Origin of the sequence: Proteus sp. G2675, assembly GCF_963886535.1 — a bacterium.
GTDB classification, from domain to species: domain Bacteria; phylum Pseudomonadota; class Gammaproteobacteria; order Enterobacterales; family Enterobacteriaceae; genus Proteus; species Proteus mirabilis.
Map to the genome: position 1 here is coordinate 1 of NZ_CAWPCB010000007.1, position 25,535 is coordinate 25,535.

The window sequence follows — 25,535 nt, forward strand, 5'->3', positions numbered from 1 at the left end:
TTATCTCTTGATTGATAACTCATGTACTAAAGACCAAGTGAGTTTAGAAAAGCGCTGTCAGATTGCACTCTCATATCATCGGTACTAATCATGAAATACGGAAAACTCTATGCCGTCATTGCGATGGTAGGCATTATCGTGGGTAGTTATTGGGTGATTAACTGGCAAGCTAATAGGATTAATTCACTGACAGATATCAACAAAAAACTGGCCGTGGCTCTCGAAGAACAGAAGTCTATTAATACTGACTATCAAGCACGCATAATGCGATTAAATCAGTTGGATATTCAATATACGCAGGAGCTAGCGAATGCTAAGAATGAAATTAGTCACTTGCGTGATATTAGTGAGCGTCATCCAGAGCGGGTGTACATCAAAGCCGAGTGCCCCAAAGTCAAAACCACTCCCTCCACCAGCTTGGCTTATGCAACCACCGCCCGACCTACTGACACCGCTATCCGAAATTATTGGTTACTCAGAGAGCGAATTGCAGAGTCAGAACAGATGATTAAAGGGTTGCAGGATTATATCAAACAAGAATGCATGGAATAAAAAAAAGCCCAGCATGGGTGCATGGGCAAACTAACAGGATATTAATCAAAGTATAGTGATAATTACTTAGTATAGCTTAAGTAAATATATATATCAGCAATTAGATAAGTCGTTTATCCATTAAGGAGAGTGATCATATCTTGACTGCTAGGAACAGACTAGAAGTGGCTTGGCAGTGTATCGCTAAGCTGCGAACTCTACGCATTTCATTCTGTGCATTCACCGCGCAATTAAAAACACTCACAGAACCTTACAGAAAGTCGAACCTGAGAAAAACCGTTAATGGTGTTTTCTGTGGGGCGGTTATTTCTGGTGAACAGGTTCGCTTTTCTATAAGGATTTACACCATGAGCAAATCATTAGTTTTCAAAGGTAATGAAATTACTCCATTTGATAATGGTGATAATAAGATTTGGTTTACCAGCTCTCAGATGGCTAAGCTACTCTAATACAAAAATGAGAAGTCAGTAACCAATCTATATAACGCCAACAAAGACGAGTTTTCTGATGATATGACAATGGTCACTGAAACAATGACCAATGGAATAAACAACAACTTACGTAAGAAAAAGGTCAGGATCTTCTCTGTTAGAGGTGCACATCTAATCGGAATGTTAGCTAATACAGATGTAGCGAAATCCTTGCGTCGATGGTTACTTGATCTAGCTGAAAAAGAGTCAAAACCACAAACAGGGTTAGCAAACCTTGACATGAATGAGCTTAAAACCCTGACTATCAATGAGATGCAAAATAGATTAGTAGCAGCCGATAACTGGTCGTTCGAGAACTTTGGCAGGAAAGGTAGTGACTTAATGAATTTACGCAAGCGTCACCTAAAGAAAATACGCAAAGCGAAGAAGGCAATTAAAGAACTATCACAATTAACCTTGCCTGATATGGGCGAATTTCCAGATGGAGAAGAGCCAGCATGAACCACGAACAATTCATAGAGCAGAACGTACTAGCCGAGTTAAAAAAGCTCGGCTTTTCTTTACCTGTTTGTCGTAGAGCAAGTTACATGGCGGTAGATCATTATCGCCGAAGCTCTCAAGCAAGTAGAAAAGGGCGAATGTTTGACGACTGCTTACATATTGCCAAAGTGTGGGCGAGTAAGTTCGCTAAGGAGAAAGTATGACCAAACAAGAAAAAGCAAACTTATCCATTCTCTATCGTCAATTACAGCAATCACTTGAATACTTACACTGTGGAAGAGTTGATGATGGGAGAATAGTTGCTGAAATCGTCGAGCGCGAGTTAGGCAAGTTAGTCAACAAACAGAAAACCAAATAGGCCCTAGCGGCCTTTTTTATTTAAGGAATGGATATGGCTAAAAGACCAGATTGGGAGGCCATCGAGTCGGCTTACCGAGCTGGCGTGATGTCCATAAGGGAAATAGCCTCTCAATACGAGATAACCCATCAGGCGATAAGTAAGCGTGCCAAGAAAGAAGGATGGGAGCGAGATTTAAAGGCAAAGGTTAAGGCTAGGGCTGAAAACTTGGTTGCCAAAAGGGAGGTTGCCAGTCTGGTTGCCACCGAAAAGGCTATTTCAGAACGGCAACTTATTGAGGCTAATGCCGAGGTTATCGCTAATGTCCGCATGGAGCATAGAGGCGATATTCGAAGGGCTAGAGAATTAACCAACAACTTATTTGATGAACTATCTGCTGAATGTGCTGATGTGCCAGCCTTAAGAAAACTTGGCGAGTTAATGTTTAGTCCTGATGATAACGGACGCGATAAACTCAATGAAATTTATCATTCAATCATATCTCTCCCTGAGCGCGTTAAGTCAGCCAAAGCATTAAGTGAAACACTCAAAAACTTGGTTGGGCTTGAGCGTCAAGCATACGGCCTTGATGATGTTCAGCCGAATAAGACAGCTAGTCAGCTATCAGAACTAATGGACGACTTATCTAAGGAATAATCATGAAGCCAGAACATCTTGCATTATTAAGAGATAAGCTCTGGCGATTGAATCACCTCTACTGGATCACAAACAAAGAAGGTAAGCCTGTTCGATTTAAAATGACGCCTGAGCAACTCGAATATTTTGAAGGGATGCACACGCGAAACATTATCCTGAAAGCTCGTCAGCTTGGCTTTACTACAGAAGTCTGCATTATCCAATTAGACGCAGCGTTATTTGAGGCGGCTAAATGTGCATTGATAGCCCACACACTTAACGATGCTAAGCGACTATTCAGGGAAAAGATAAAGTATGCCTATGAAAAGTTACCTGATGAAATCAAAGCGGCTAACCCGGCAAGTAATGACGCGTCTGGTGAGTTGGTTTTTAGTAAAGGTGGGTCACTTTATATCAGCACGTCATTTCGTGGCGGTACGCTCCGTTATTTGCACGTTTCTGAGTTCGGTAAGATATGTGCTAAGTATCCAGAGAAAGCCCGTGAGATTGTCACTGGCGCATTTGAGGCGGTATCAAGCGATTGTTTCACGACGATTGAAAGCACAGCGGAGGGTCGAGCAGGTTATTTCTTCGATTATTGCCAGTCTGCTGAGAAAGCGCAAATTCAGAATAAGACTCTCTCTAACCTAGACTGGAAGTTCTTTTTCTTCTCATGGTGGAAGAATCCAGAGTATGCCATTAACCCTGTTGAGCCATTACCCCAGCGGTTAGTTGATTACTTTGATGAGATAGCCAGCAAACATGGTGTTCAATTAAACGAGCGCCAGAAAGCATGGTATTACGCCAAAGAGAAAACGCTTGGCGACGATATGAAACGGGAATACCCGTCAATACCGTCTGAGGCATTCCAACAATCGGTTGAAGGCGCTTACTACGCTAAGCAATTCCGCTACCTGTACGAAAATAAACGCATTGGCACACTTCCTGATAACTCACACTTACCGGTTCACACGTACTGGGATATTGGCGTCGGTGATTCAACATCAATTTGGTTTATTCGTGAAGTGGGCGAAGAGTTCCATGTCATTGATCACTACTCAAACAGTGGTGAAGGTCTACGGCACTACATGAAAGTGTTAAAAGACAAAGGCTACACATATGCAAGTCACAATGGCCCTCATGATATCGATAACCGTGAGTTTGGTTCTGATGCGAAATCACGACGTGAATTAGCGCGTGAAGGGTACGAAATAGACGGACAAATTTACTCAATCCGATTTGAAGTGGTGCCAAAGCTTTCAGTCGATGAAGGTATCGAGGCAGTACGTGAAATTCTGCCACTTTGCGTGTTCGATGAACACAAATGCAGTGAAGGCATTGCTCATCTAGAAGCTTATCGCAAAGAGTGGGATGACAAGCGGGGCTGTTGGAAAGATAAACCGCTTCACGATTACACGTCACATGATGCTGATGGATTTAGATATTTTGCGGTGAGCAGAAGAAATACCAAGCGCCCAGCATTCGAAATTAACCTAGGAACAACCTTCTGATGAGTACAACAAATGTAGATTTCACTCGACCGGAGTATAAAACGGCTGCTCCTCAGTGGGAGTTAGTGCGCTCTGTTTGTCGAGGTGGTGAAGATATAAAAAGCTATCTTCCTGAGCTTGAAGAGCAAGATAGTGAGCGTAAAAAGAAGCGCAATAAAGATTATCAAGACCGTGCGGTGTTCTATCCAATAACGGGCAATACTCGCAACGGCATGATAGGGATGGCATTTAAAAAAGATCCCTTAGTTGCTGTCGTCGAAAAGCTGTCGTGTTTAAAAGACGATGCTGACGGGGCGGGTTCAAGTATCTATCAATTGGCTCAGTCTTCACTTGAGTCAGTATTGGAAGTCGGTCGGCATGGTCTGTATGTTGATTACAACAGTGATTCGAAACTCCCGTACATATTCCAATATCGTGCTGAAGACATCATTAACTGGCGTACAGCTCGTATTAATGGGCGCACGATGTTAACGCTGGTGGTATTGCGTGAAACGGTGGAAGAAGAGGACGGGTTTGGTTTTAAGGATGAGGTTCAATACCGTGTATTGTCGATAGAAGAAGGTAAGTTTGTCTGTCGTGTCTATCGCAAGCCCAGTGGAAGTAGCGTTTTTGAAATTTCTTCTGAGTATATACCTGCGCGTGCTGGTAACGGTGTGTGGAATGAAATTCCATTTACATTTATTGGTGCACAGAATAATGATCACACTATTGATGAAGCCCCACTTCTAGGATTGGCAAAAATCAACCTAGGGCATTATCGAAACTCTGCTGATTATGAAGATTCTGTTTTCTTCTGTGGGCAAATACAACCTTATCTAGGTGGGCTAGGAACAGAATGGCGTGACTATCTAGAAAAGAAAGGCGTTATGGTTGGTTCTCGCTCGCCAATTATGTTGCCAGAAAAAGGTTTCTTTGGTTACGCTCAGGCTCAACCTAACATGCTGGCAAAAGAAGCAATGGACAGTAAACGCGATTATATGGTTGCGCTCGGTGCTCAATTGGTTTCTGCTGATAGCAAAGTTAAAACGGTTATTCAGTCTGTCGGTGAACAGAACGCACAAACCTCTATCCTGAGCATCTGTTGCTCTAATGTTTCCGATGCATGCAGTAAATCGCTAATATGGTGTGCTGAATACTTAGGTTTAGATACTGCAGGCATTTCGTTTGAGATTAACAAAGACCTCGTTAATCACATTGCCGATAGTTCGATGATCCGTGAAATCGTCGCAGCATGGCAATCTGGCGCAACGCGTAAATCTGACTTAGTGAGAAGTTTGCAGAAATATGATGTTATCGACCCCGCTGATGATGTTGATGTGGTGGTGGATGAGCTTAATAATCAAGAGCCGACAATGGTAGGTGAGACATGAGATCAGTGAATGAGCGGTTAATGGATGAATTGATTGCTCACTCCCTGTTTTCTGGTCGCTATTCTACAGGGGTGGCTAGACGCATGATAAAGGCACTTAATGAGTTTGATGCTGAATTAACTGCTTCACTTATAGTGTCTTTAGATGATACCTCCATCGATGTTAATAGTTTCACTGCAAGGCGATTGGAGTCGTTGCTGTCCAGCGTTAGAAGTATTAATAAGCGTGCAGTTGATAGTGCTTTTTCATTGTTAACAGAAGAAATGAGAGCGCATGCATTATATGAGGCTGGCTACTACCCATCACTGTTTGATGCTCTACTACCTGATGTTGTTCTACGCAAATATCCACTAATGAGCATTACAGAGGAAATGCTATTTTCCTCAGTCATGTCTCGCCCATTTCAAGGGAAATTACTTTCTGAATGGGCTGATGGATTAGAATCAGATCGCATGACACGCATAAATAACGCTGTTCGGAATGGTTATTTAAATGGTGATAGTGCGGTAGAAATCGGACGTAAAATCAGAGGACATGCAAACCAAGGTTATAAGGATGGCGTATTGCAACTAAGCCGAGCTAATGCGACGACAATAGCTAAAACGGCCATTAGCCATTTACAAGCAACAGCGCGAGATCAGTTTGCTGATGCCAATAAAGACATTCTTGATTGTAAACAATGGTTATCTACCCTCGATAATAAAACATCTCACGATTGCATTATTCGGGATAGGTTGAGATACACGCTGGAAGGTAAGCCTATTGGTCATAAAGTTCCTTATCTACAAGGCCCCGGAAAAATCCACTTCAATTGCCGCTCAACAGAAACGCTGGTTACCAAATCGTGGCGTGAATTAGGTATCGATTTAGATGAGATGGACGCAGGAACTCGTGCCTCAATGGACGGGCAGGTGCCAGCAGATACCAATTTTCTTGATTGGATACAACGGCAACCTGAATGGCGACAGCGTCAAGTTTTCGGAGAAACGCGATTCAGACTAATGAAAGAGGGCGGTATGCATCCTTCTGAGTTTTATACCGATAAGGGAGAGTTTATTTCACTAGAGCGACTTAGAGAGATAGATGGGCATGCATTTAGAGAGGCTGGATATAGCTAATCAATAAACCATTTAACAAGGTCACCTCGGTGGCCTTTTTTATTACCTAAACTCAGCTCAGGGCTGAGTTATTACAACGCGCTAGGCGCATCTAATCCCAAGGGGAATCACATGTTATTTATGAATATCGAACGCAAATATTATTCACAGGCTGATGATGGTTCGCAAGGTGGAGGTGGTGGAACACCGGAAATCACTCCAGAAATTCAAGCTATTATCGACCAGCAGGTTTCAGGGCTAAAGGCTAAAAACAGTGAGTTGCTAGGCAAGCTCAAAGAGCAAGGCGATAACCTGAAACGTTTTGAAGGCATTGACCCAGACACTGTGAAGGGCATGCTTAAACGCTTTGAGAATGACGAAGAAGCCAAGCTCATTGCAGATGGCAAGATTGACGAGGTTCTCAATAAGCGCACTGAGCGTTTGCGTGGTGATTTCGACAAGAAGTTAAAAGAAGCAAGCTCTAAAGCTGAAAAGGCAGAGGCGTTTGCAAATAAATTCCGTGCTCGTGTGTTAGGCGATGAAATTCGTTCTGCAGCAGGGAAAGCGGGTGCATTAACCAGCGCTCAAGAAGATTTAATTTTACGTGCCAAAGGCATTTTTCAGATCAACGATGAAGGTCAGGCCGTAGCCGTTGATGAAGATGGCAATCCAATCATGGGCAAAGATGGTCGCACGCCATTATCACCTATTGAATGGATTGAATCCCTAAAAGAAAGTGCTCCTCACTTATTCCCCGCAGCCTCTGGTACAGATGCAGGGAAACATAAACAAGGTGGTGCACATTTTAAACGTTCTCAAATGTCCGCCAGTGACAAGGCTGATTATATTCGCCGATACGGGCGTGACGCATATTTAAAACTTCCAAAAGAGTAAGGAAATATAAGTAATGGCTACGATGACTAATAATGATTTAGTAATTTATAACGATTTAGCACAAACTGCGTTTTTAGAACGCCGTCAAGATAATTTAGCAGTATTTAATCAGGCATCAAACGGCGCAATTGTGCTGGATAACCTTTTTATTGAGGGGGACTTCCGTAAGCGTGCATTTTATCAGATCGGCGGTTCGATTGAGCATCGTGATGTAAACTCCACAGCATCTGTAGAGAACAAAAAAATCGGCGCGGGCGAATCTGTTGATGTAAAAGCACCTTGGAAATATGGTCCTTATGCAACGACAGAAGAAGCATTTAAACGCCGTGGCCGTGATGTATCGGAGTTCTCTGAGTTAGTGGGTACCGATGCGGCAGATGCTTCACTAGAGGGTTATATCAAATACTCTTTAGCTGCTTTAGGTGCCGCTATTGGCAATAACAAAGAAATGGTGGTGACTGCGGATATTGCGACAGATGGCAAGAAAACACTGACCAAAGGTTTACGCAGATATGGTGATAAGTTCAACCGCGTAAATCTGTTTGTTATGCACTCAACCACCTACTTCGATATTGTTGATCAGGCCATTGACAACAAAGTGTATGAAGAAGCGGGTGTGGTTATCTACGGTGGACAGCCAGGCACATTAGGTAAGCCTGTGCTGGTAACGGATACAGCGCCAGTAGATGCCATCTTTGGTTTAGTGCCGGGTGCTGTGACTATCACTGAATCCCAAGAGCCGACTTTCCGATCTTATGAAATCAATGACAAGGAGAACTTGGAAGTTGGTTATCGTGGTGAAGGCGTGGTTAACGTTGGCGTTCTGGGCTATAGCTGGGATGAATCAAAAGGAAAAAACCCTGATTTAACACAGTTAGGCACCGCAGGTAACTGGAAGAAGCATTTCACTAGCAACAAATTAACCGCTGGCGTCATGATTAAACTGACTGCCGAAGAGGGAAAGTAACCCTGTCAGCGGATAAAACGTCCGCTATCGCTGACAGTACAGATACAGTAACGATCACTCTTAATTACACCAAGGGCAGCTCTCCAGTCGAAGGAGCTACCGTTAATTGGTCTACAACAGGTGGCAAATTAAGCGTTACTTCATCTAAGACGGGCAAAGCTGGTGGTGCGACAGTGAAATTAACTTCTGATTCACAGGGTGAATTTATTGTCACAGCCACTGTTGATGGTGTTGCACAAAATACTGATGCAATTACATTCACAGAAAAAACTTCTCCAGACGAGTAATTTAAGGGGCTTTGTGCCCCTCTTTTTTTTGAGGTGAGCATGATTGATCCTGATAAGAACTCTCCAATATTTAATAGCTACGCAAGTGTGGATGATTTGAAGAAATACGCTGAGGATAGAAATATCACTTTGGCAGATAGTGGATTAGAGGCATTACTAATTACGGCGATGGATTATCTTGAATCGCAAAAATGGTTAGGTAAACGAACTAACCTAAATCAACCTTTATCTTTCCCTCGCTCAGGGCTATCTCGCGACGGTGTTGCCATCCCAAGCGATCAGATACCAAAGCAATTAATCCAAGCTCAATGCCGTTTAGCGATTGAATCAGTAGAAAATGACCTACAGCCCACGTTAGGCGCTGAAATCACCTCAGAGCGAATTGAGGGCGCTATTACTGTGCAATATGCCGAAGGCACTAATACTGGCGCACCAAACTTTCCTTGGTTAAAAGGTTTATTGTCTGGCTTGATTGATGTCTCGGATGGATTTGCCATTAATACATTTGCAATGAGGTAGCCATGAACATTTATCAACGTGGGCAGAGTACAGCATTAAGGATGTTGAAAAAATATGGCGTTTCCTATCAGGCTAAGCGTGATGGTAAGCATTGGGTTGATGATGAGGGGCAGGAACACTTTGAGCCAGAAACGTTATTTTCTGTTGTCGGGGTAAAAACGCAATATAAACCTTACGAAATCGATGGCACGCTTATTCTCTCTACGGATATTAAAATGATACTTCCTCCAGATATTGATATTCAGAAAGGGGATAAGGTGCTTGTCGATGGCGTTTGGTTGCGCGTTCATGAACCGAACCCTGTTAAACCCGCTGATATTATTATCTGCTATCAGTCTCAACTGAGGGCGTGACATGTCAGATCAGTTCATGAAGTCGATTAATATCTTTATCGACAAATCTAACGCAAATATTGAAACGGTTGTCAAAAATACAGGGTTTAAAATATTAGCGAAGCTTGTTGATATGTCACCTGTTGGAAATCCTGAATTATGGGAAGTTAATAGGGTTGCCTCAAACTACAATAAAGCAGTTTTTGAACATAATGAATATCTAAAACAAGATCCTAATAATTTAACACCAAAGCGACGTCAATTAAAAAAGCGTGTTCGTGTTAATGACTCTATGGATATTTATGTTCCTCCTGGTTATACAGGGGGGCGGTTTAGAGGTAATTGGCAGGTGTCATTTGATGCCCCAGCGGAAGGCGAGACGGGGCGCATAGATAAGTCAGGCAATATGACAAAGGCGTTAGGCAACGTTGTTATTGAACAATTTAAGGTAGGAATGAAAGCTATCTATTTCACAAACAATGTGCCTTATGCTTACCGCCTTGAAATGGGGCATTCGAAACAAGCACCTAACGGTATGGTTGCTGTGACTGCTGAGGAATTTAGTCAGTTTTTCAACTCTGCCGTATCGGAAACTAAATCATGAATCAGTCGACAATTAATACTGAAATACGAAAGCTGGTGGCGAGCATTGGCAAGGATTTAAATCTTAAAATCGCATGGCCCAATCTTCCTTTTAATGATATTAACGATCCCTATCTTCAACTCCATATCATGCCAGTAGAAACGGATAATATTGGGTTATCTCAGGATATGCCTGTTTATCGTGGTGTTATTCAAATTAACGTGGTTGGCAAAGTAGGGGGTGGAGACTCGCGACTCTCAACGATTGTTGATGACGTTAAAGCCAGATTGGAGAACGGATTAATATTAGGGGAGGGAGTCTACATTAACGGAGAGCCTAGCCAGTTCCCTCCAATTTCAGATGAAACAAATTATACCATTCCTATTCGTGCATCCTATCGATGTAACGCAATCCGATAACGCCGCTTAATTGCGGTTTTTTATACCTAAAATAGAGGTTAACAATGGCCTATAACATTCCTAATGGGTCGCGTGTTTACGTCGCAAGTAAATACGATGACGAAATTAAAATTACCGAGGCAACTAATGCCGAAGAAGCCGTACTAACAGTTGATGACGTGGGCGACATTGCAAAAGGCGATATTGTGCATGTGACATCTGGGTGGAAGAAAGCTTCTGGCGCGTTCCGTGTTGCAAGTGTTATTGAATCTAAAGTCACCCTAGAGGGTGTAGATACCAGTGATAAAAACGTATTCCCTGTAGGTGGTGGTACAGGAACATTAAAGAAAGTACTATCATGGGAAGTCATGCCACAGGTAATGACACTGTCTACCGAAGGTGGGGAACAGCAAACTCAAGAGGTTCAATTTCTTGAAGATGAGCAGGCAGAAACTATCGATACCTATAAAAATGGTGTTGTACAGGTTTATACCTTTGCTCACGATGCTAAGCTGCCTATCCGTAAATTGCTAACAAAATTGGACGACAGTAAGCAAGTTACTGCAATCCGATTCTTCAATAAACGCGCAGAAGAAGATCGCTATTACACAGCTTCAATTTCATTCCAGCGTGTGCCAAACACTACTATCAACGAAGTTGAAAACGTAACAGCGCGATTCTCACTTAAATCTGAAATGCAGATTTATACCAACGCATCTTAATCAATAAATACTCACAACAGCCCCGAAACAGGGGCTTTTTAAGGACTGATAATGCCTAAATTTACACTCGTCCCAAATCCAACCTTCAAAGCTAACGTTAAAATTCCTGTTGCCGGCAAAGAAAAGCCAGAAGTAGTTACATTCACATTTAAACATCACTCAGTAAGTGAGCTTGATGGAATGCGAGAAAAACCGATTTCTGAGTTCTTTGAGCTGATTATTGCTGACTGGGCGATCGAAGAACCATATAACAAAGAAAATTTAAACATATTGTTAGATAACTACCCATCAGCTTCTCGCGCTATTTCATCAACGTATTACAACGAGCTACTAGGTAACCGCGAAAAAAACTCCTAACGGTCGCCGAGGCGATGTATGGCGGAATGAGTTCAAAAGAATTGGCTGAGTTCGAGCGCGCTTTTGGCTTTCCGCCTGATATTGATGATGTTGAGGTGTGGCCTGATGTTTGGGATTCGTATCAAGTATTTTCAGCTATGAATACACAGTGGCGTGTAGGCATGAATGGTATCACTGGCTTGGATTACAACCCGTTAAACCAAATAATGGACTTACTCAACATCAAAGATAGAGCGACCGTTTTTAGTGACCTACGCATTATGGAGGCTAAGGCGTTAGAGGTAATGCACAAGAGGTCACAATAATGAACCGATAAGTGGTAAGCGTCGATTGGTGAGTAGGAAGAGAGGATAGCAAGGGCATCCGTGCCCTTTGTTTTATTTACTGGTATCGTTATCTCTATGTAACGCTGGTAAATCGAAAATAACTTTTACAGCGGGTATAACTAGATTTTTGCATTTTTCTATACTTTCCGTAGATATTTTTTCTACTGGATGCCGATTATCTAAAGGAATGAGATTACACTCATTACTGCCAATAAATATTTGCCTAAATACAGACCATTTGTGATTAATTATAACTAGGACGAAGTCACCATCTTTAGCGGGGCTTTTCTGGCGATCGAAAATAACTATTGATCCAATGGGGAATGAAAACCCTTCCTTGCTAATATGACTCATTGCAGAATCTTTTTGAATAACAGCAAATGAACCAGGATTAACATCCCCCCCTACGGAAATGTACTCTTGAATACTTTCTCTATACATTTCATTTCTAAGCCAAGGTATGACTTTATCAATATCTATTAAAGGTATGGAAATAGCATCTCTATCAGCAGGTTTATCCTTCATTCCAATAACTTTAATATCACCAATATCTATTGAGTGGCTAGCAAGCCATATAAAACTAACGTCAAGAGCATTTGCTAACTTCATTAGAGTTCCTATCCTTGGTTTAGACTCTCCAGCTTCATAAGCAGCTATTTGACGTTGAGATATACCAACCATATTTGCAAGTTCTTGCTGGGTTAGGTTCTGCCTAGACCTTTCTGATAATAGTCTTTGAGGAAAGCCATCTTCATGTTGACTCATTATTTCTCCTAAATCTTCATGAAGTATGTTGATGTTTGTTTATTCATGAAGTAATATGAACTTGATGTTTTATTTTATGAGGATACATGATGAAGAACACCAAGACAATAAACCCTATACAACTACGCATGCCAGATGATCTTAAGGCCTACATATCTAAATCAGCAGACCAGTGTTTTAGAACTCTACATAGTGAAGTCTTGTATCGACTTAATCTTTTGAAGGAATTAGAAGAAAAAGGTGAAGTACGCATTCGATAAAAAAGCCCCAGTTGCGCGAACAACTGAGGCCAGTTGCCAAATAAACCCACTAAGGAATAAATGACATGAACATTGTAGCTAAAACAGACTTAACTTTCCAGAACTTCACATTCAACCCAATCGTTGAAGATGGTCAAGTGTGGTTAACATCAACTGAAATTGCACACGTATTAGGGTATAGCCGTACTGATAGTGTAAGTAAATTGTACTCACGTAATTCAGATGAGTTTACGGACTCTATGACAATGACCGTCAATATGACGTTCAACGGGATAAACAATAGTTTACGTAATAAATTGGTCAGAGTTTACTCACTTCGTGGCGCTCACCTGATCGCAATGTTTGCATCTACTCCAATAGCTAAAGAATTCCGTAAATGGGTGCTGGATATTCTGGATAGAGAAGTAGCTGACAAGAAAGATTTACCAATAGAAAAAGATAGTTCGGTAAGTGCAAACGGATTATTAGCAAGATTAAGTCTGATTTGTACAACATGGGATGAGGCTAGAAAGGATATGGAAAACTTCGATCCGAAAATGGCAAAACATCTCAATTCAACAATGAGTATGTTTTTAATGTATTCACAACACATGAAAGGAATAGCTAAGACAAAACAACTTAAGAGGTTAACACATTGATAGGCACTAAAAACAGAAAAGCCAATAGCTGTAACTATCGGCTCATCTTAAACTAAAATATAGGATGTATATTTATGAGTAATAGTATTCGAGTTTTTAACTATAAGTCAAGCAACGAACAATTAGTGACCGTTTCAGGTTTAAAATACAAAGGTAAGCCTGTGTTTTTAGCGGTTGAGTTAGCAGAGTCTCTTGGTTATTCAGATCCTCATGATGCCTTGAGAAAACACTGTAAGTCATTGATTAAACTTGATTCCGGCGAATCGACGGAATTAGGACTTGGTTACAGACCAAAAGGGGTAATGCTAGCAGGGCAAGCTGACATGTTCCGTTTGATTATGCGTAGTAAATTACCATCAGCCGAAAATGTCCAAGATTGGGTGTGTGAGCAAGTTTTACCTGAAATTATGGAAACAGGTAGTTACTCAATCAAGAAAAGCCAATCAGGTTTACCTGAATACCGCCAAGCAAGAACGCTGAAAATGTCGGTTGATGCTATTACTAACTTATTCGACTTAATGCCTAACTTGAGTGATGAAGCAAAGCAATGTGTAGCAGCTAATATCGTCAATCCGATTGTTGGGTTTGAAGCCGTTCCTTTGCCGGCACTTGAACAAAAATATTATACAGCTGGTGAAGTTGGAGAAATGCTTGAAGTATCTGCCAATAAAATTGGTCGCATGGCTAATAAGCATGGGTTAAAAACAGAGGAATATGGGAAATATTTCTTAGATAAATCTGCTTATTCATCAAAACAGGTTGAAGCATTCAGATATAACGACAATGGAGTAAAAGCATTACGACACGCCATTCATGGCGCTGAGGTAGCTTAATCACCCAAGCCAAGGATGGCTTGCTTGAGATCACACACCACGCCTCTTAACTGAGGCTTTTTGCTTTTCTTTGCATCACAAACAGCTAAACTAATAACAAATTAACTAACGAGGATGGTGTTGTGAGGAAAAAAACAGTTTTGGCGATTTTTATTGGTTCATTATTAATTTCTGGTTGTGGTCAAAAAGAGTTATCACCTCAAGATATTGAACTAGTAAATAATTTAAAATCAGAGTTATCACAGGTTGAAAATGACATATCAGAATCTAAATCTGAGCAGAATTTGTATTCTGGCGGGTTAATAAAATCTCTAATTACTGCAAAAACTGAAGTTTTAGAGGTGAATAAGGCTCTTTTACAGCAACGGATAAATGCTCTTGAGTCTGGAGCTAAAGTTAACATTGTTATAGAGCAAACCCAAGCAAACCAAGATCTAGCAAATAAACTTGAAGCGGAAATAAATCAAATTAAAAAAGAAATTGAAAGCGAGAAAAACGAAGCTAAGAAATATTCTGGTGGATTAATTCTATCAATGAAATTAGCAACAATAGCAACACAAGAGCAAACGTTAGCTACGTTACAACAAAAGTATTTATCTGCTAAATATGGATTGGCACCAATTAACTATGATAATCAATTAAGCAACAATAACTCCCAGATAAATACAAAAGAAAATATTAAATCAGATAATGAAAAGCAATCTATGCTCCCGCCGGAATCAGGCCCATTTGGGTTTAAGATTGGACTTACAAGAGAAAACATTGAATCAATGATAACTGGCGAGATACGCCTTGTTGATGATGAGCAAAACCTATACTTAACGAACAGCTCACCTAAAAAAAACTCCGAGTTTGCATCATTTGGATTAGTTATCTCTCCAACAGTTGGTTTATGTCAGATAAGAGCTATTGGTAATGATATAAAAACAAACAGTTACGGACAGCCGTTACGGCAGGAATTCAATGGGTTGGTTAATACTTTGGAATCTTTGTATGGAAAACCAAAACAAGAAGATATTCTTTTATCTGGATCTATATGGCGGAACCCTCAAGACTGGATGATGGGGTTGTATAAGCAAGAAAGATATTTAAGTGCTAGGTGGAAAGAGCAAAATGACAACATGAAAGAAAATGAACTGAGTAGTATAGCTGTTGAGGCGAGAGCGGATAGCGGATCGAATGGGTATATCTTCCTTCAGTACACATTCGCTAACAATCCAGAATGTGTTAAGGAAATAGAAGAAAATAAAAAAAGCTCTTTTTAATTTTAAATCAAACATCAACTAACCCTGCCAATCGGCGGGTTTTTTTTGCACCTAACGTTTGCTTTGTTTTGCATTTACATCGAGCTATCATAAATGAATAAGTAAAAATTTAGTGAGGGCTACATGAAAGGTTTCGGATGGGGATTGCTTGTTATAGGTATTTTGGCAGCATTTGCCGCTTTTAACATGGATGTCAGTGTGGCAACTAGCTATGGAGGTAGGGTAAATAATTTCGGGCTGATGGCGCAAAGGCAGAATTATATTCTAATTAGCTGTTTTGTTATTTTTTGCGGGCTAATGATGGTCATATTTGGTGGTAGAAGATCAATTGAGTCAGGCCAAGTTAAATGTCCATTCTGTGCGGAATTCATAAGTAACGAAGCTATTAAGTGTAAGCATTGTGGTAGTGATTTATCAGAACATAAAAGATTACAGAAAGAAAAAGAGACTAACTTAAAAATAAAATTCAATGCCATTAATTATGATCAAACAGAACTGTACGATACTTCATCCGGAAAAGCTGTTCTAAATTATGAAAAATTGGCTAAACTTGTTCAGCGGATTAAATTTGAGGATGAAGATATTTCCGGTGAAGCACTGCTAGCTAGACAGAAGTTTAATATTGAAACAATTCAGTCACTTCTACCTAAAGAAATAAAAAAAGAGTTTAGAGACAAGGTGAGTCAATTAATATTAGATTCATTTATAAAATCAGACAAATTAGAGGAATTACATTATAGATTTATTTCCATAGATAATGGAAATTATCGAATAAATAAGGATGAAATTAAGAAGTTTGCTGAACATTTAATTTCTAAGTTGCCTTATGGTCACGATGTATTCACTGATTTTAACGATGAGATATCTAAGGCAATGAAATCTATACCTAGCGATGTTAGGGGAGATTTTATGAGCAATCTGCATCATTTTGTTTATGGTAAATAATAGAGAATATTCACAAACAAGCCACCTTCGGGTGGTTTTTTTATATCTGGAGGAAATTAAATGGCAGATATAGCAACAATATCATTAAAGGCTGATACGTCAGATCTGGAGCGTGGCACACAAAAGTTAAAGGAATTCGGCGATACGGCAGAAAAGGTAAGCGGTTCTTCGCGAAATTTAAATGACCAGTTTAATAGAGGGGTTGATCATCAAAAGAGAGCAGCCGACGCGATAAAGAGGCAAAAGAAAGAACTTGATGACTTATTAAATTCAATAAATCCAACCAATAAAGCATTTGATGCGCTTGATAAAGCCACTCAAAAATTAATAGAGGCAAATAAAAAAGGGATATTACCAAAGGATCAGTTTGCAGACTATAACGCCATACTTGAGCAGACTAGAGATAAATTAACACGAGTTAATATGTCTCTTACGGCTGAAGGGCGGGCGCTATTAGCTCAAGAGGCGACAACAAATAGAGCCAAGCAAGCTGCTGATGATTTTTTAAATTCACTGAAAAATCAAACTGAAATTATAGGCAAAACGAGGACAGAGATTTTAGAGTTAAAAGCGGCTCAACTTGGCGTGTCGCAACAAGCTGCGCCGATGATCAACAGGCTAAAAGAGCAAGAAAAAGCCTTTATGAATGGCTCAATCACCATTGACCAATATCGAAACGCTATGCGGCAATTGCCAGCCCAAATGACAGATATTGTTACGTCATTAGCATCAGGAATGCCAGTCTGGATGGTGATGATACAACAAGGTGGACAGATAAAGGACTCATTTGGTGGTATTGGAAACTCGTTGAAGGCGCTTGCATCGATAATTACTCCAACAAAGATTGCTATTGCAACAGCAACAACTGCATCACTAGCCCTGGCTTACTCTGCTTATAAAGGATCTCAAGAATTTGCTGAGTTTAATAAGCAATTGATAATGACGGGACGTTACGCTGGCAAAACAGCCTATGAATTAAATCAATTATCTAAAACTTTAGTTGGGAACTGGATTACTCAGGGTGACATGGCCTCAGCTCTAACTAAAGTGGTGGGTAGTGGGCGTTTTCAAGGAGACCAGATTTTGTTGGTGGCAAGGGCTGCAGCACAAATGGAGCAATCCACCGGAAAATCAATAGATGAAACAATAAACCAATTTAAGAGGCTAAAGGATGATCCTGTAAATGCTATTTTAGAATTAGATAAAACATTGCATTTGTTGACTGCGTCTGAATACGAGCACATTAAGTCATTAGAAATAGCAGGAAAAACACAAGAAGCTTCTGAGTTTTCAATTAAAAAACTGTCAGAGGAAACTGATAGAAGAACTAGATCTATGAATCAAAATATAGGTTCATTAGAGAGAGCATGGAATGATGTTGCAACCGCAATAAAGAATGCAGGAAATGCTTTAAAAAATATTGGTAAACCTCTTTCCGATGCGGAGGCGTTAGCTGAGATAAACGACAGAATAAAAGAATGGGAAAATGCTGGATTTTGGCATGGAACCAAAGAACAAAGAGAAAATATGATTCGCAACTTAAAGGAGCAACAAAAGATTTTAAGTTTCGTCGTATCTTCTCATGAAGGTTATGAAAAAGCACAAAACAAATCCAAGGAGGCGGATGAAAAAAGAAAAGAATCAATTAGAGAATATAATAAATTATTAGAAGATACTGCAACTAACGCTCAAAAAAGAACAGCGGCCCTAAATAAGCTATGGGAGCAAGTTAGAAGAGACCCTGAATTTTGGACTGAAGATAAAAGGAAGTTAGCAGTACAAAATATAAATAATAAATTTAAAGATAGAACATCTAAAACCCCAACCTACCGACCAGATTATGGTACTAGAGTAGACGAATCAGCAAATCAAGCCCTACTATCCCTGCAAGCACAATTGAAGGTGCTAAAAGAGCATAAAACAGTCAGTGATGTGATTAGCTCTGAGCGTAAAAAGCTGTGGGATATGGAGGCGAAAATATCAATCCTTGAGGAGGCTCAGAAAACAAGACAGTTAACCAAGGACGAAAAGGCGTTGCTTGCTAAAAAGGACTACATTCTTGCTTCTCAAGAAGCATTGGCCATAGCTGGTGATGATGTTGAGCTTCAAAAGCAAAAAAATAGAGAGCTAGACCAACAGAACAAATGGATGGACAACCTTAATGCAAAAATAAAAGCATTGAGGGAAGGAGCAGGGCTATCTAGCCGATTGCAACAAAGAGAAAGCGCATTAAATCAAGCTGACACTCCTGAAAAAAAGGACAAATTAAAGGAATGGTACGCTGAAGAAGACGCTATTCGTGCTAACTGGGAGTTAGGCGTTAAGAAAGGCTTTGCTGAATTCCAAGATCAGGCAACAAACGTTTACGGTAACGTAGCTCAAATTAGTCAATCAGCATTTCAGGGCATGAGTAACAGTCTCTCTGATTTTGTATTGACGGGCAAAGCTAATTTTGCTGACTTCACTCGCTCATTCTTAGAAATGACCACCAAGATGTTAATGCAGATGGCTATGCTAAATGCTATGAAAGCGGCATTTGGTGGTAGTGCGGTAGGTAATTTCTTTGGATTTGCAAGTGGTGGTTATACAGGCGATGGTGGAAAACATGATCCAGCGGGTGTAGTACATAAAGGCGAGTTCGTCTTTACCAAGGAAGCAACGCAACGATTAGGTATTGCCAACCTTTATCGACTAATGGATGCAGGAAAGCGAGGTTATGCTTCAGGTGGTCATGTCGGTGGTTCAGCGCCAATGTCGGTTACACAGCCAACAGCATTTATCGCTCGCAATCCTCAAATTGCTAGTGGTGGAAACGTACAGATTAATTTAGGAGATATTAATATTGAAAATGGACAACAGCAACAGCCGTCAAGTAATCAAGCCAATGCTTCATCATTAAAGCGTGAATTCCAGCAAATGGTGGAAAGTGGGGTTAACAATTTACTTAGAAACCCAGCATCTGCATTATCAAGAACAATCAAAGGCAATTAAGAGAGGTAGTTATGAAAATCAAAGTAGAGTTCCCATTGTTATCAAACAAATTTTCAGGAGTGGAAATTACAGGGGATGTAAAAAGATATGGCATTGGGGCCATAAAAATAAGTGAAAAACCTATATTAACGTCAGAAATTACAGTAATGGAGATAGTGGGAAATAATACCCCAGATGAAGAACCAAAGTTACAATTTAAGTACACAGAGGATTATAACCCAAATGAAACATTTGCTTCATTTATGGGGAGAGCGGAAAAATATGCAAGAACCATGATAGATCGCATAAAGGCGGCACAGTAACCGCCTTTATAATATGGTACTAATTATGTAAATGTGACTGAATGATACCAAACGCCTCGATAGTTACAGGACTATCATGCGATACTCTATTTAATTCACTAATAAGTTTTTTTTTCAATATCAGACATATTCCTAATCATTACTTGAATTATATACTCTAAAGCAAGAGTACGTGTTTGAAGGGCCTCTATGTCTTTTGCCATTTCACTAACTAACATATTCAATTCTCCATCGAAGTAAGTCAGCCATTCCTTCGGTAAGTTTCTCTGGGCTGAATATATAAAATAACCTAATGGATATTTATTAATATCCTGATATTTGATCAGGCGGCTTTGTATCGCCTTTTTTATTGGAGTAACCAATGGAAGAGTTTAAATGGCGAACACAAATACAAGATTCGCCAAGCGGTGAGTTCAAGCATCGCATTAAAGAAGTTGAATTTGGAGATGGTTACAAACAAGTTGCTGGTGATGGTATTAATCCAGAATCTCAAACGTGGCCATTTGCTTATATGGGACTAAAAGATGAGGTGATGCCTATTTTTAAATTCATTCGGCGACACACAGCAAAATCATTTATTTGGACGCCTCCATTTGGTGAAAAAGGGCTTTATCGTGTTAAAGCTGATTCAATAACGATGCTCCCCATCTCTGATGGAGTAATGAAATTGACAGCTACGTTTGAACAGGCATTTAGCGCATGAATATCACAGCAGATGTACAAAAATTAGAGCCGGGTAATAAGGTTCAATTAATTGAGGTGGATGGTAGTGGGTTTGATGGCCCTATTCTTCGCTTCCATGCTTATAACTTACCTCACACACCGGAAGAAATAGAGAAATCTAATGGTGTTATCAAGCCAAAACCAATTTGGTGGCAAGGAAATGAATACGGAGCATGGCCTTACGAAGTTGAAGGAATGGCAAAAAATAGTGATGGTAGTCCAGCGAGACCATCTCTAAAGGTTGCCAATATAGATGGCTTAATTTCATCTCTATGTCTTCAGTTTGACGACATGGTGCAAGCCAAAGTAACTATTTATGAGACATTTGCTCACTATCTTGATGCTAAAAACTTTCCTGAGGGAAATTCAACAGCTAATCCAGACGAATGCTTTAAACAAGTTTATTACATCGATCGTAAAACTAATGAGGTGGCTGGCGAATCCGTAGAGTTCGAGCTGTCTAGCCCGTTTGATTTGCAGGGAGTAATGATACCCGTTCGACAAATTCATAACCTTTGTTATTGGTGCATGAAAGGCGATTATCGTAGTGGTAATGGGTGCTCATATTCAGGGAGTAAATATTTTGATGAGAGAGGAAACCCTGTTGATGATCCTGCGCTAGATAGTTGTGGTGGACTTATTAGTGATTGCAAAAAACGCTTTGGTGAGAATGAGCCATTAGATTTCGGAGGGTTTCCTGCTGCGGGGTTAACGAGATGATCACAAAAAAATTAAGGGAATCGATATTTCAACATGTAAAAGCTGAATATCCAAAAGAAGCTTGCGGAGTTATCTGTCAGAAAAGTCGAGTTAAAAAATACTTTCCTTGTAGCAATCTTTCAGATAACCCAACAGAGCATTTTGAGCTTTCTCCAGAAGATTACGCTCTTGCTGAGGACTGGGGTGAGCCAATAGCAATTGTGCACAGCCATTGTGGTGATGGTGTAACGACTCAACCTAGCGAAATAGATAAATTACAGTGTGATGCAACTGGATTGCCTTGGGTGATCGCATCATGTCCAGAGGGTGATATTCGAATTATTTACCCTCGAGGTGAGCGTGAATTAGAAGGACGTCCTTTTGTGCTGGGTTATGCTGATTGCTGGTCGTTAATTATGGACTATTATCACCAAAAACACGGTATTGAGTTACATAACTACAGCGTTGATCGGCATTGGTGGGAAGAAGGCGAAAACCTGTATACGGATAACTACGAGAAAGCGGGTTTTGTTGATATCGCTGGTGAACCAAAAGAAGGTGACATGATTATCATGCAAGTGCAAGCCGATGTACCTAATCACGCTGGTGTGATTATGAATGGCATGTTACTTCATCATCTTTATGGTCAACTCAGCAGGTTGGTCCCCTACAGCGATTATTGGCGAGATAGGACTGTAAAAATTGTTCGGAGGAAAGAGTTTGTATGAGCCTAAAAACAATACGTCTATATGGTGTTCTTGGCGCAAAATTTGGGCGTGAACACAAATTAGATATAGATTCACCTCGCGAAGCAATTAAGGCACTCTCTGTGCTTTATGATGGGTTTGAGCTGTTTCTTGCTAATGCACATCTGAAAGGGCTGGAGTTTGCTGTATTTAAAGGTAAGCGCAACATTGCTGAAGATGAATTACATCTTGATACCAAAGAAGAGATCCGCATAGCACCAATCATTAAAGGAAGTAAACGAGGAGGATTCTTTCAAACTATGTTGGGCATTGCCATGATCGGTGTCGCGACATTTGCTCCTTGGGGTACTGCCTTATTTGCAAGTGACTTGATTGGGGCCATAGGTCTTGGTGTGGCGCTTGGTGGTGTTTACCAGATGCTTTCACCCCAACCGCGAGGTCTATCAATGAGGCAAGATTCAGATAACAAACCATCTTATGCCTTTGGCGGAGCTGTAAACTCTACTGCGCAAGGAAATCCAGTTCCTTTACTTTATGGACTGGACAGGCGAGAGGTAGGTGGGGCAATCATTTCCGCAGGTATTTATACAGAAGATCAGCAATAACATAAACGAATTTCAGAATAGCCACTATGTGGCTTTTTTTATGGGTGAAATATGGAATTAATTCATGGTGCAAAAGGTGGTGGCGGTGGCGGACATACGCCCACGGAATCACCAGATAGCTTACTTTCTGAATCAACAGCTAAGATTTTATTGGCTATCTCAGAAGGTGAAATTGCTGGTGGCTTAGACGATACTCGTATTTTTCTTGATGATACACCGATTGGCAATGCGGACGGTACTAAGAATTTTGAGGGTGTCACTTGGGAATTTAGACCGGGTAGTGAACACCAAGAATACATTCAGGGTATCCCATCAGTAGATAGCGAAACATCGGTAGGGTTGGAATTAAAAGACGATCAGCCCTATGTGCGGAGCATTAATAACACTCAGCTATCTGCTGTGCGCATTAGACTATCTGTTCCTCAATTGTTTCAACAACACGATAACGGGGATACTACAGGCTATAGAATTGAATATGCTATTGACTTATCTACAGATGGTGCTGGATATAATGAAGTATTAAAGTCTGCTTTTGATGGTAAAACGACCAGCGAATACCAGCGAACACACCGCATTGACTTACCCAAGGCAAATACAGGTTGGCAGATCCGTGTCCGACGATTAACTAAGAATCAGAATACAGCCAGAATTGTTGATAAGGTTACTATCTCTGCTGTTACTGATGTTATCGATGCTAAATTGCGTTATCCAAATACGGCCCTATTGTTTATTACTTTCAATGCGCGTCAATTTAATAATCGCATCCCTAAAATTAGCGTTCGCCCAAAAGGTGGCTTGCTTATCAAAGTGCCCACGAATTATGACCCGATTAATCGGGCCTATTCAGGCGTATGGGATGGCACCTTTAAACTTGCAGCAACCAATAACCCGGCATGGGTATTTTATGATTTAGTACTCAATAATCGCTACGGCTGTGGTGACCGGATCCAGTCTTCTCAGGTTGAAAAGTGGGACCTGTATAAGATTGCGCAATATTGTGATGAATTGGTACCCGATGGGCATGGTGGTGATGGTAAGGAGCCTCGATTCCTGTGTGATGTTTATATTCAATCGCAAGAATCGGCATACCAAGTACTGAGAGATATAGCGGCTATTTTTCGTGGTATGACATTTTGGGCTGATAACAAGGTTAATGTTGTCGCTGATATGCCAGATAGTATTTTTAGAACGTTTACTAATGCCAATATTGTTGGAGGTAAGCCTACCTATTCAGGAGGTAGTCAGCAAAATCGATATACACAAGCATTAGTTTCCTACACAGACACCAATAACCACAGTAATGATGCGATTGAGGCTGTGGCCGATATTAAACTACAGCGTCGTTACGGAGTACGCAAAACTGAAATATCAGCGATAGGTTGCACTCGACAGACGGAGGCTAACCGTAGAGGTCGCTGGGCGTTACTCACCAATGCTAACGACAGAGTTATTAGTTTTGCGACAGGATTAGAGGGGGCAATACCTTCTCCTGGTCATATCATTGCTGTTGCCGATTCTACATTGGCTGGAAGAGATAATGGTGGACGTATATCGCGTGTAGAAGGCAGAAAAATAACACTTGATCGCAGAGCCAATATTAAAGCAGGTGATAGGTTGATTGTTAATCTGCCAAACGGGCGCTCAGAGGGAAGAACCGTATCACTGGTTGCTGATAATATCATTACAATTTCAACGGAGTACTCACAGGAACCAGAGAAAAACGCAGTTTGGACAGTTGATGCTGATGATTTAACATTACAACTTTATCGGGTCGTTAATATTACTGATAATGGCGATAATACATACACTATTACTGGCGCAATCCATAACCCAAGCAATTACGATCACATTGACTCTGGCGCAAGAATAGGTGAGCGTCCAATCACCATTGTTCCACCGAGTGTGCAAGCACCACCTAAAAACATTCGTATATCATCCTATTCTCAGGTTAATCAAGGTATTTCATTTATTACTCTGCGTGTTGATTGGGATGCAGTTGATAATGCCATTACCTATGAGGCTCAATGGCGGAGAGATAATAATAACTGGGTATCAATGCCAAGAACATCAACATGTGGGTTTGAAGTTGATGGCATTTATGCTGGTCGTTATCAGGTGAGAGTTCGTGCGATAAATGCGTCTGAAATATCCAGTGTATGGACTAATGCGCCAGAAACAACACTGACAGGAAAAGTAGGGAGCCCGCCTAAACCTGTAAACTTTAGAGCTTCACCGCTCGTATTTGGCATTAAGTTAGGCTGGGAATTTGGTGAAAACACCAGTGATACGTTAAAAACGGAAATTCAGTACAGCAAAACCAATAATGGTGAAGGTCTGATGCTGTTATCTGATGTTCCTTATCCCTCAAAAACCTATGAAATGGCAGGGTTATCAGCAGGTTTAACGTTTTATTTTAGAGCAAGACTGGTAGATAAAATAGGTAATCATTCCGAATGGACTGAGTTTATTCTGGGAGAATCTGAGTTTGATGCTAGTATTATTCTTGATGAATTAGCGGGGCAAATCAGCCGAGACCAACTCGCACAAGACTTATTGGGTGAAATTAACAGTAAAGCTAACCAAATCGATATTACTGAATTACATGAGTTGATGAGGATAAATCATGACAAGATTTTATCTGAGTTGATGAGGCATGGAGCAACGATTGAAGAAAGTGAAAAAAAATGGGAGGAGGCAGGAAAATTACTGGCTGAGCGGATGAACCAAGTTTCAACGGCAACAGAAGCACAGGCTGCCGCAATTAAACAAGAGCAACAAGCACGTATTGAGGGTGATAAAACCGAAGCGCAACAACGGCAATCCTTAGCTACTCAACTTCGTGGTGATTATACTGGCAATGATTTATCGAAAGTGACCGCAGGACTCATTTCCGCCGAGAAACAAGCGCGGGTCTCGGGTGACCAAGCAGAAGCGAAAGCCCGACAATCACTGGAAACACGGATGAATGGGAATGTTTCAGCG

29 protein-coding genes are annotated in these 25,535 nt (G+C 40.7%); 28 read left to right on the forward strand and 1 reads right to left on the reverse strand.

Features of this window, described 5'->3' with window-relative positions:
- Positions 1–90 precede the first annotated feature (90 nt).
- From AACQ49_RS01465 to AACQ49_RS01545, 17 genes are all read left to right on the forward strand, one after another.
- Positions 91–552, forward strand: a complete 462-nt coding sequence (locus AACQ49_RS01465) for a lysis protein (protein ID WP_012367624.1) — start codon at positions 91–93, stop codon at positions 550–552.
- Positions 553–1,070: 518 nt separating this feature from the next.
- Positions 1,071–1,484 carry a hypothetical protein gene (locus AACQ49_RS01470; protein ID WP_237612792.1) on the forward strand — a complete coding sequence of 138 codons (414 nt, stop codon included), beginning with the start codon at positions 1,071–1,073 and terminating at the stop codon, positions 1,482–1,484.
- Positions 1,485–1,683: 199 nt separating this feature from the next.
- Positions 1,684–1,842 carry a hypothetical protein gene (locus AACQ49_RS01475; protein WP_004245978.1) on the forward strand — a complete coding sequence of 53 codons (159 nt, stop codon included), beginning with the start codon at positions 1,684–1,686 and terminating at the stop codon, positions 1,840–1,842.
- A gap of 33 nt (positions 1,843–1,875) precedes the next feature.
- A complete protein-coding gene (locus AACQ49_RS01480) occupies positions 1,876–2,478 on the forward strand; it encodes a hypothetical protein (protein ID WP_004247495.1) in 603 nt (200 codons plus the stop codon).
- A 2-nt stretch (positions 2,479–2,480) separates the two neighbouring features.
- Positions 2,481–3,968: a hypothetical protein gene (locus AACQ49_RS01485; protein ID WP_049213766.1), complete on the forward strand. Its 1,488-nt coding sequence runs from the start codon at positions 2,481–2,483 to the stop codon at positions 3,966–3,968.
- The gene (locus tag AACQ49_RS01490) at positions 3,968–5,338 is read left to right on the forward strand and encodes a DUF4055 domain-containing protein (protein WP_012367628.1); all 1,371 of its coding nucleotides are present in this window, start codon (positions 3,968–3,970) and stop codon (positions 5,336–5,338) included. The genes AACQ49_RS01485 and AACQ49_RS01490 overlap by 1 nt, the downstream gene beginning before the upstream one ends.
- The gene (locus AACQ49_RS01495) at positions 5,335–6,456 is read left to right on the forward strand and encodes a phage minor head protein (RefSeq protein ID WP_012367629.1); all 1,122 of its coding nucleotides are present in this window, start codon (positions 5,335–5,337) and stop codon (positions 6,454–6,456) included. The genes AACQ49_RS01490 and AACQ49_RS01495 overlap by 4 nt, the downstream gene beginning before the upstream one ends.
- Before the next feature lie 111 nt (positions 6,457–6,567).
- Positions 6,568–7,329 carry a hypothetical protein gene (locus AACQ49_RS01500; RefSeq protein ID WP_036907977.1) on the forward strand — a complete coding sequence of 254 codons (762 nt, stop codon included), beginning with the start codon at positions 6,568–6,570 and terminating at the stop codon, positions 7,327–7,329.
- A 13-nt stretch (positions 7,330–7,342) separates the two neighbouring features.
- Entirely contained in the window at positions 7,343–8,296 is a 954-nt protein-coding gene (locus tag AACQ49_RS01505; RefSeq protein WP_012367631.1) for a major capsid protein, read from the forward strand.
- Positions 8,297–8,349: 53 nt separating this feature from the next.
- Positions 8,350–8,583 carry an Ig-like domain-containing protein gene (locus AACQ49_RS01510; RefSeq protein ID WP_228766817.1) on the forward strand — a complete coding sequence of 78 codons (234 nt, stop codon included), beginning with the start codon at positions 8,350–8,352 and terminating at the stop codon, positions 8,581–8,583.
- Between the two features lie 39 nt (positions 8,584–8,622).
- A complete protein-coding gene (locus AACQ49_RS01515) occupies positions 8,623–9,102 on the forward strand; it encodes a DnaT-like ssDNA-binding protein (RefSeq protein WP_012367632.1) in 480 nt (159 codons plus the stop codon).
- A 2-nt stretch (positions 9,103–9,104) separates the two neighbouring features.
- Positions 9,105–9,455 (forward strand): hypothetical protein, encoded by a 351-nt coding sequence (locus tag AACQ49_RS01520; RefSeq protein ID WP_004245967.1) that lies wholly within the window; start codon positions 9,105–9,107, stop codon positions 9,453–9,455.
- A 1-nt stretch (position 9,456) separates the two neighbouring features.
- A complete protein-coding gene (locus AACQ49_RS01525; RefSeq protein ID WP_004245966.1) occupies positions 9,457–10,038 on the forward strand; it encodes a hypothetical protein in 582 nt (193 codons plus the stop codon).
- Complete coding sequence (locus tag AACQ49_RS01530; protein WP_049217450.1) at positions 10,035–10,436, forward strand: phage tail terminator-like protein; 402 nt, start codon at positions 10,035–10,037, stop codon at positions 10,434–10,436. The genes AACQ49_RS01525 and AACQ49_RS01530 overlap by 4 nt, the downstream gene beginning before the upstream one ends.
- Before the next feature lie 44 nt (positions 10,437–10,480).
- Positions 10,481–11,137, forward strand: a complete 657-nt coding sequence (locus AACQ49_RS01535; protein ID WP_161778849.1) for a phage tail tube protein — start codon at positions 10,481–10,483, stop codon at positions 11,135–11,137.
- A 51-nt stretch (positions 11,138–11,188) separates the two neighbouring features.
- The gene (locus AACQ49_RS01540) at positions 11,189–11,494 is read left to right on the forward strand and encodes a phage tail assembly chaperone (RefSeq protein ID WP_102086817.1); all 306 of its coding nucleotides are present in this window, start codon (positions 11,189–11,191) and stop codon (positions 11,492–11,494) included.
- 26 nt (positions 11,495–11,520) lie between these two features.
- Positions 11,521–11,799 carry a DUF1799 domain-containing protein gene (locus AACQ49_RS01545; RefSeq protein WP_102086816.1) on the forward strand — a complete coding sequence of 93 codons (279 nt, stop codon included), beginning with the start codon at positions 11,521–11,523 and terminating at the stop codon, positions 11,797–11,799.
- 72 nt (positions 11,800–11,871) lie between these two features.
- Here the strand turns inward: AACQ49_RS01545 and AACQ49_RS01550 are convergent, their stop codons facing one another.
- Positions 11,872–12,585, reverse strand: coding sequence for a helix-turn-helix domain-containing protein (locus AACQ49_RS01550; protein WP_102086815.1), 714 nt, complete (start codon positions 12,583–12,585; stop codon positions 11,872–11,874).
- 325 nt (positions 12,586–12,910) lie between these two features.
- Here AACQ49_RS01550 and AACQ49_RS01555 point away from each other — a divergent pair, with 325 nt between their 5' ends.
- The 11 genes from AACQ49_RS01555 to AACQ49_RS01605 form a co-directional block, all read left to right on the forward strand.
- Positions 12,911–13,483, forward strand: coding sequence for a BRO-N domain-containing protein (locus AACQ49_RS01555; RefSeq protein ID WP_102086814.1), 573 nt, complete (start codon positions 12,911–12,913; stop codon positions 13,481–13,483).
- 74 nt (positions 13,484–13,557) lie between these two features.
- Positions 13,558–14,316, forward strand: coding sequence for a BRO-N domain-containing protein (locus AACQ49_RS01560; protein WP_161778850.1), 759 nt, complete (start codon positions 13,558–13,560; stop codon positions 14,314–14,316).
- 122 nt (positions 14,317–14,438) lie between these two features.
- Complete coding sequence (locus AACQ49_RS01565; protein WP_113977025.1) at positions 14,439–15,581, forward strand: hypothetical protein; 1,143 nt, start codon at positions 14,439–14,441, stop codon at positions 15,579–15,581.
- 123 nt (positions 15,582–15,704) lie between these two features.
- Entirely contained in the window at positions 15,705–16,526 is an 822-nt protein-coding gene (locus tag AACQ49_RS01570) for a zinc ribbon domain-containing protein (protein ID WP_004245947.1), read from the forward strand.
- Between the two features lie 60 nt (positions 16,527–16,586).
- Positions 16,587–19,517 (forward strand): phage tail tape measure protein, encoded by a 2,931-nt coding sequence (locus tag AACQ49_RS01575; protein ID WP_161778851.1) that lies wholly within the window; start codon positions 16,587–16,589, stop codon positions 19,515–19,517.
- Between the two features lie 11 nt (positions 19,518–19,528).
- A complete protein-coding gene (locus AACQ49_RS01580) occupies positions 19,529–19,819 on the forward strand; it encodes a hypothetical protein (RefSeq protein ID WP_004245945.1) in 291 nt (96 codons plus the stop codon).
- A 361-nt stretch (positions 19,820–20,180) separates the two neighbouring features.
- Positions 20,181–20,522 carry a phage tail protein gene (locus tag AACQ49_RS01585; RefSeq protein WP_004247516.1) on the forward strand — a complete coding sequence of 114 codons (342 nt, stop codon included), beginning with the start codon at positions 20,181–20,183 and terminating at the stop codon, positions 20,520–20,522.
- Positions 20,519–21,262 (forward strand): phage minor tail protein L, encoded by a 744-nt coding sequence (locus AACQ49_RS01590; RefSeq protein ID WP_004247517.1) that lies wholly within the window; start codon positions 20,519–20,521, stop codon positions 21,260–21,262. Before AACQ49_RS01585 ends, AACQ49_RS01590 begins: the two co-directional genes overlap by 4 nt.
- Complete coding sequence (locus AACQ49_RS01595; RefSeq protein ID WP_161778852.1) at positions 21,259–21,969, forward strand: C40 family peptidase; 711 nt, start codon at positions 21,259–21,261, stop codon at positions 21,967–21,969. The genes AACQ49_RS01590 and AACQ49_RS01595 overlap by 4 nt, the downstream gene beginning before the upstream one ends.
- On the forward strand, positions 21,966–22,553 hold the full coding sequence (locus tag AACQ49_RS01600; protein WP_004245938.1) for a tail assembly protein: 588 nt from the start codon (positions 21,966–21,968) through the stop codon (positions 22,551–22,553). Before AACQ49_RS01595 ends, AACQ49_RS01600 begins: the two co-directional genes overlap by 4 nt.
- A 51-nt stretch (positions 22,554–22,604) precedes the next feature.
- On the forward strand, positions 22,605–25,535 hold a 2,931-nt coding region (locus AACQ49_RS01605; RefSeq protein ID WP_161778853.1), incomplete at its 3' end, for a host specificity protein J.

Coding starts and splice junctions, on each gene's coding strand:
- AACQ49_RS01600 (WP_004245938.1), top strand. CDS start 21,966: ATGAGCCTAAAAACAATACGTCTATATGGTGTTCTTGGCGCAAAATTT.
- AACQ49_RS01580 (WP_004245945.1), top strand. CDS start 19,529: ATGAAAATCAAAGTAGAGTTCCCATTGTTATCAAACAAATTTTCAGGA.
- AACQ49_RS01475 (WP_004245978.1), top strand. CDS start 1,684: ATGACCAAACAAGAAAAAGCAAACTTATCCATTCTCTATCGTCAATTA.
- AACQ49_RS01520 (WP_004245967.1), top strand. CDS start 9,105: ATGAACATTTATCAACGTGGGCAGAGTACAGCATTAAGGATGTTGAAA.
- AACQ49_RS01575 (WP_161778851.1), top strand. CDS start 16,587: ATGGCAGATATAGCAACAATATCATTAAAGGCTGATACGTCAGATCTG.
- AACQ49_RS01570 (WP_004245947.1), top strand. CDS start 15,705: ATGAAAGGTTTCGGATGGGGATTGCTTGTTATAGGTATTTTGGCAGCA.
- AACQ49_RS01585 (WP_004247516.1), top strand. CDS start 20,181: ATGGAAGAGTTTAAATGGCGAACACAAATACAAGATTCGCCAAGCGGT.
- AACQ49_RS01535 (WP_161778849.1), top strand. CDS start 10,481: ATGGCCTATAACATTCCTAATGGGTCGCGTGTTTACGTCGCAAGTAAA.
- AACQ49_RS01515 (WP_012367632.1), top strand. CDS start 8,623: ATGATTGATCCTGATAAGAACTCTCCAATATTTAATAGCTACGCAAGT.
- AACQ49_RS01505 (WP_012367631.1), top strand. CDS start 7,343: ATGGCTACGATGACTAATAATGATTTAGTAATTTATAACGATTTAGCA.
- AACQ49_RS01555 (WP_102086814.1), top strand. CDS start 12,911: ATGAACATTGTAGCTAAAACAGACTTAACTTTCCAGAACTTCACATTC.
- AACQ49_RS01480 (WP_004247495.1), top strand. CDS start 1,876: ATGGCTAAAAGACCAGATTGGGAGGCCATCGAGTCGGCTTACCGAGCT.
- AACQ49_RS01465 (WP_012367624.1), top strand. CDS start 91: ATGAAATACGGAAAACTCTATGCCGTCATTGCGATGGTAGGCATTATC.
- AACQ49_RS01560 (WP_161778850.1), top strand. CDS start 13,558: ATGAGTAATAGTATTCGAGTTTTTAACTATAAGTCAAGCAACGAACAA.
- AACQ49_RS01545 (WP_102086816.1), top strand. CDS start 11,521: ATGAGTTCAAAAGAATTGGCTGAGTTCGAGCGCGCTTTTGGCTTTCCG.
- AACQ49_RS01490 (WP_012367628.1), top strand. CDS start 3,968: ATGAGTACAACAAATGTAGATTTCACTCGACCGGAGTATAAAACGGCT.
- AACQ49_RS01540 (WP_102086817.1), top strand. CDS start 11,189: ATGCCTAAATTTACACTCGTCCCAAATCCAACCTTCAAAGCTAACGTT.
- AACQ49_RS01495 (WP_012367629.1), top strand. CDS start 5,335: ATGAGATCAGTGAATGAGCGGTTAATGGATGAATTGATTGCTCACTCC.
- AACQ49_RS01470 (WP_237612792.1), top strand. CDS start 1,071: ATGGTCACTGAAACAATGACCAATGGAATAAACAACAACTTACGTAAG.
- AACQ49_RS01525 (WP_004245966.1), top strand. CDS start 9,457: ATGTCAGATCAGTTCATGAAGTCGATTAATATCTTTATCGACAAATCT.
- AACQ49_RS01595 (WP_161778852.1), top strand. CDS start 21,259: ATGATCACAAAAAAATTAAGGGAATCGATATTTCAACATGTAAAAGCT.
- AACQ49_RS01530 (WP_049217450.1), top strand. CDS start 10,035: ATGAATCAGTCGACAATTAATACTGAAATACGAAAGCTGGTGGCGAGC.
- AACQ49_RS01500 (WP_036907977.1), top strand. CDS start 6,568: ATGTTATTTATGAATATCGAACGCAAATATTATTCACAGGCTGATGAT.
- AACQ49_RS01550 (WP_102086815.1), bottom strand. CDS start 12,585: ATGAGTCAACATGAAGATGGCTTTCCTCAAAGACTATTATCAGAAAGG.
- AACQ49_RS01590 (WP_004247517.1), top strand. CDS start 20,519: ATGAATATCACAGCAGATGTACAAAAATTAGAGCCGGGTAATAAGGTT.
- AACQ49_RS01485 (WP_049213766.1), top strand. CDS start 2,481: ATGAAGCCAGAACATCTTGCATTATTAAGAGATAAGCTCTGGCGATTG.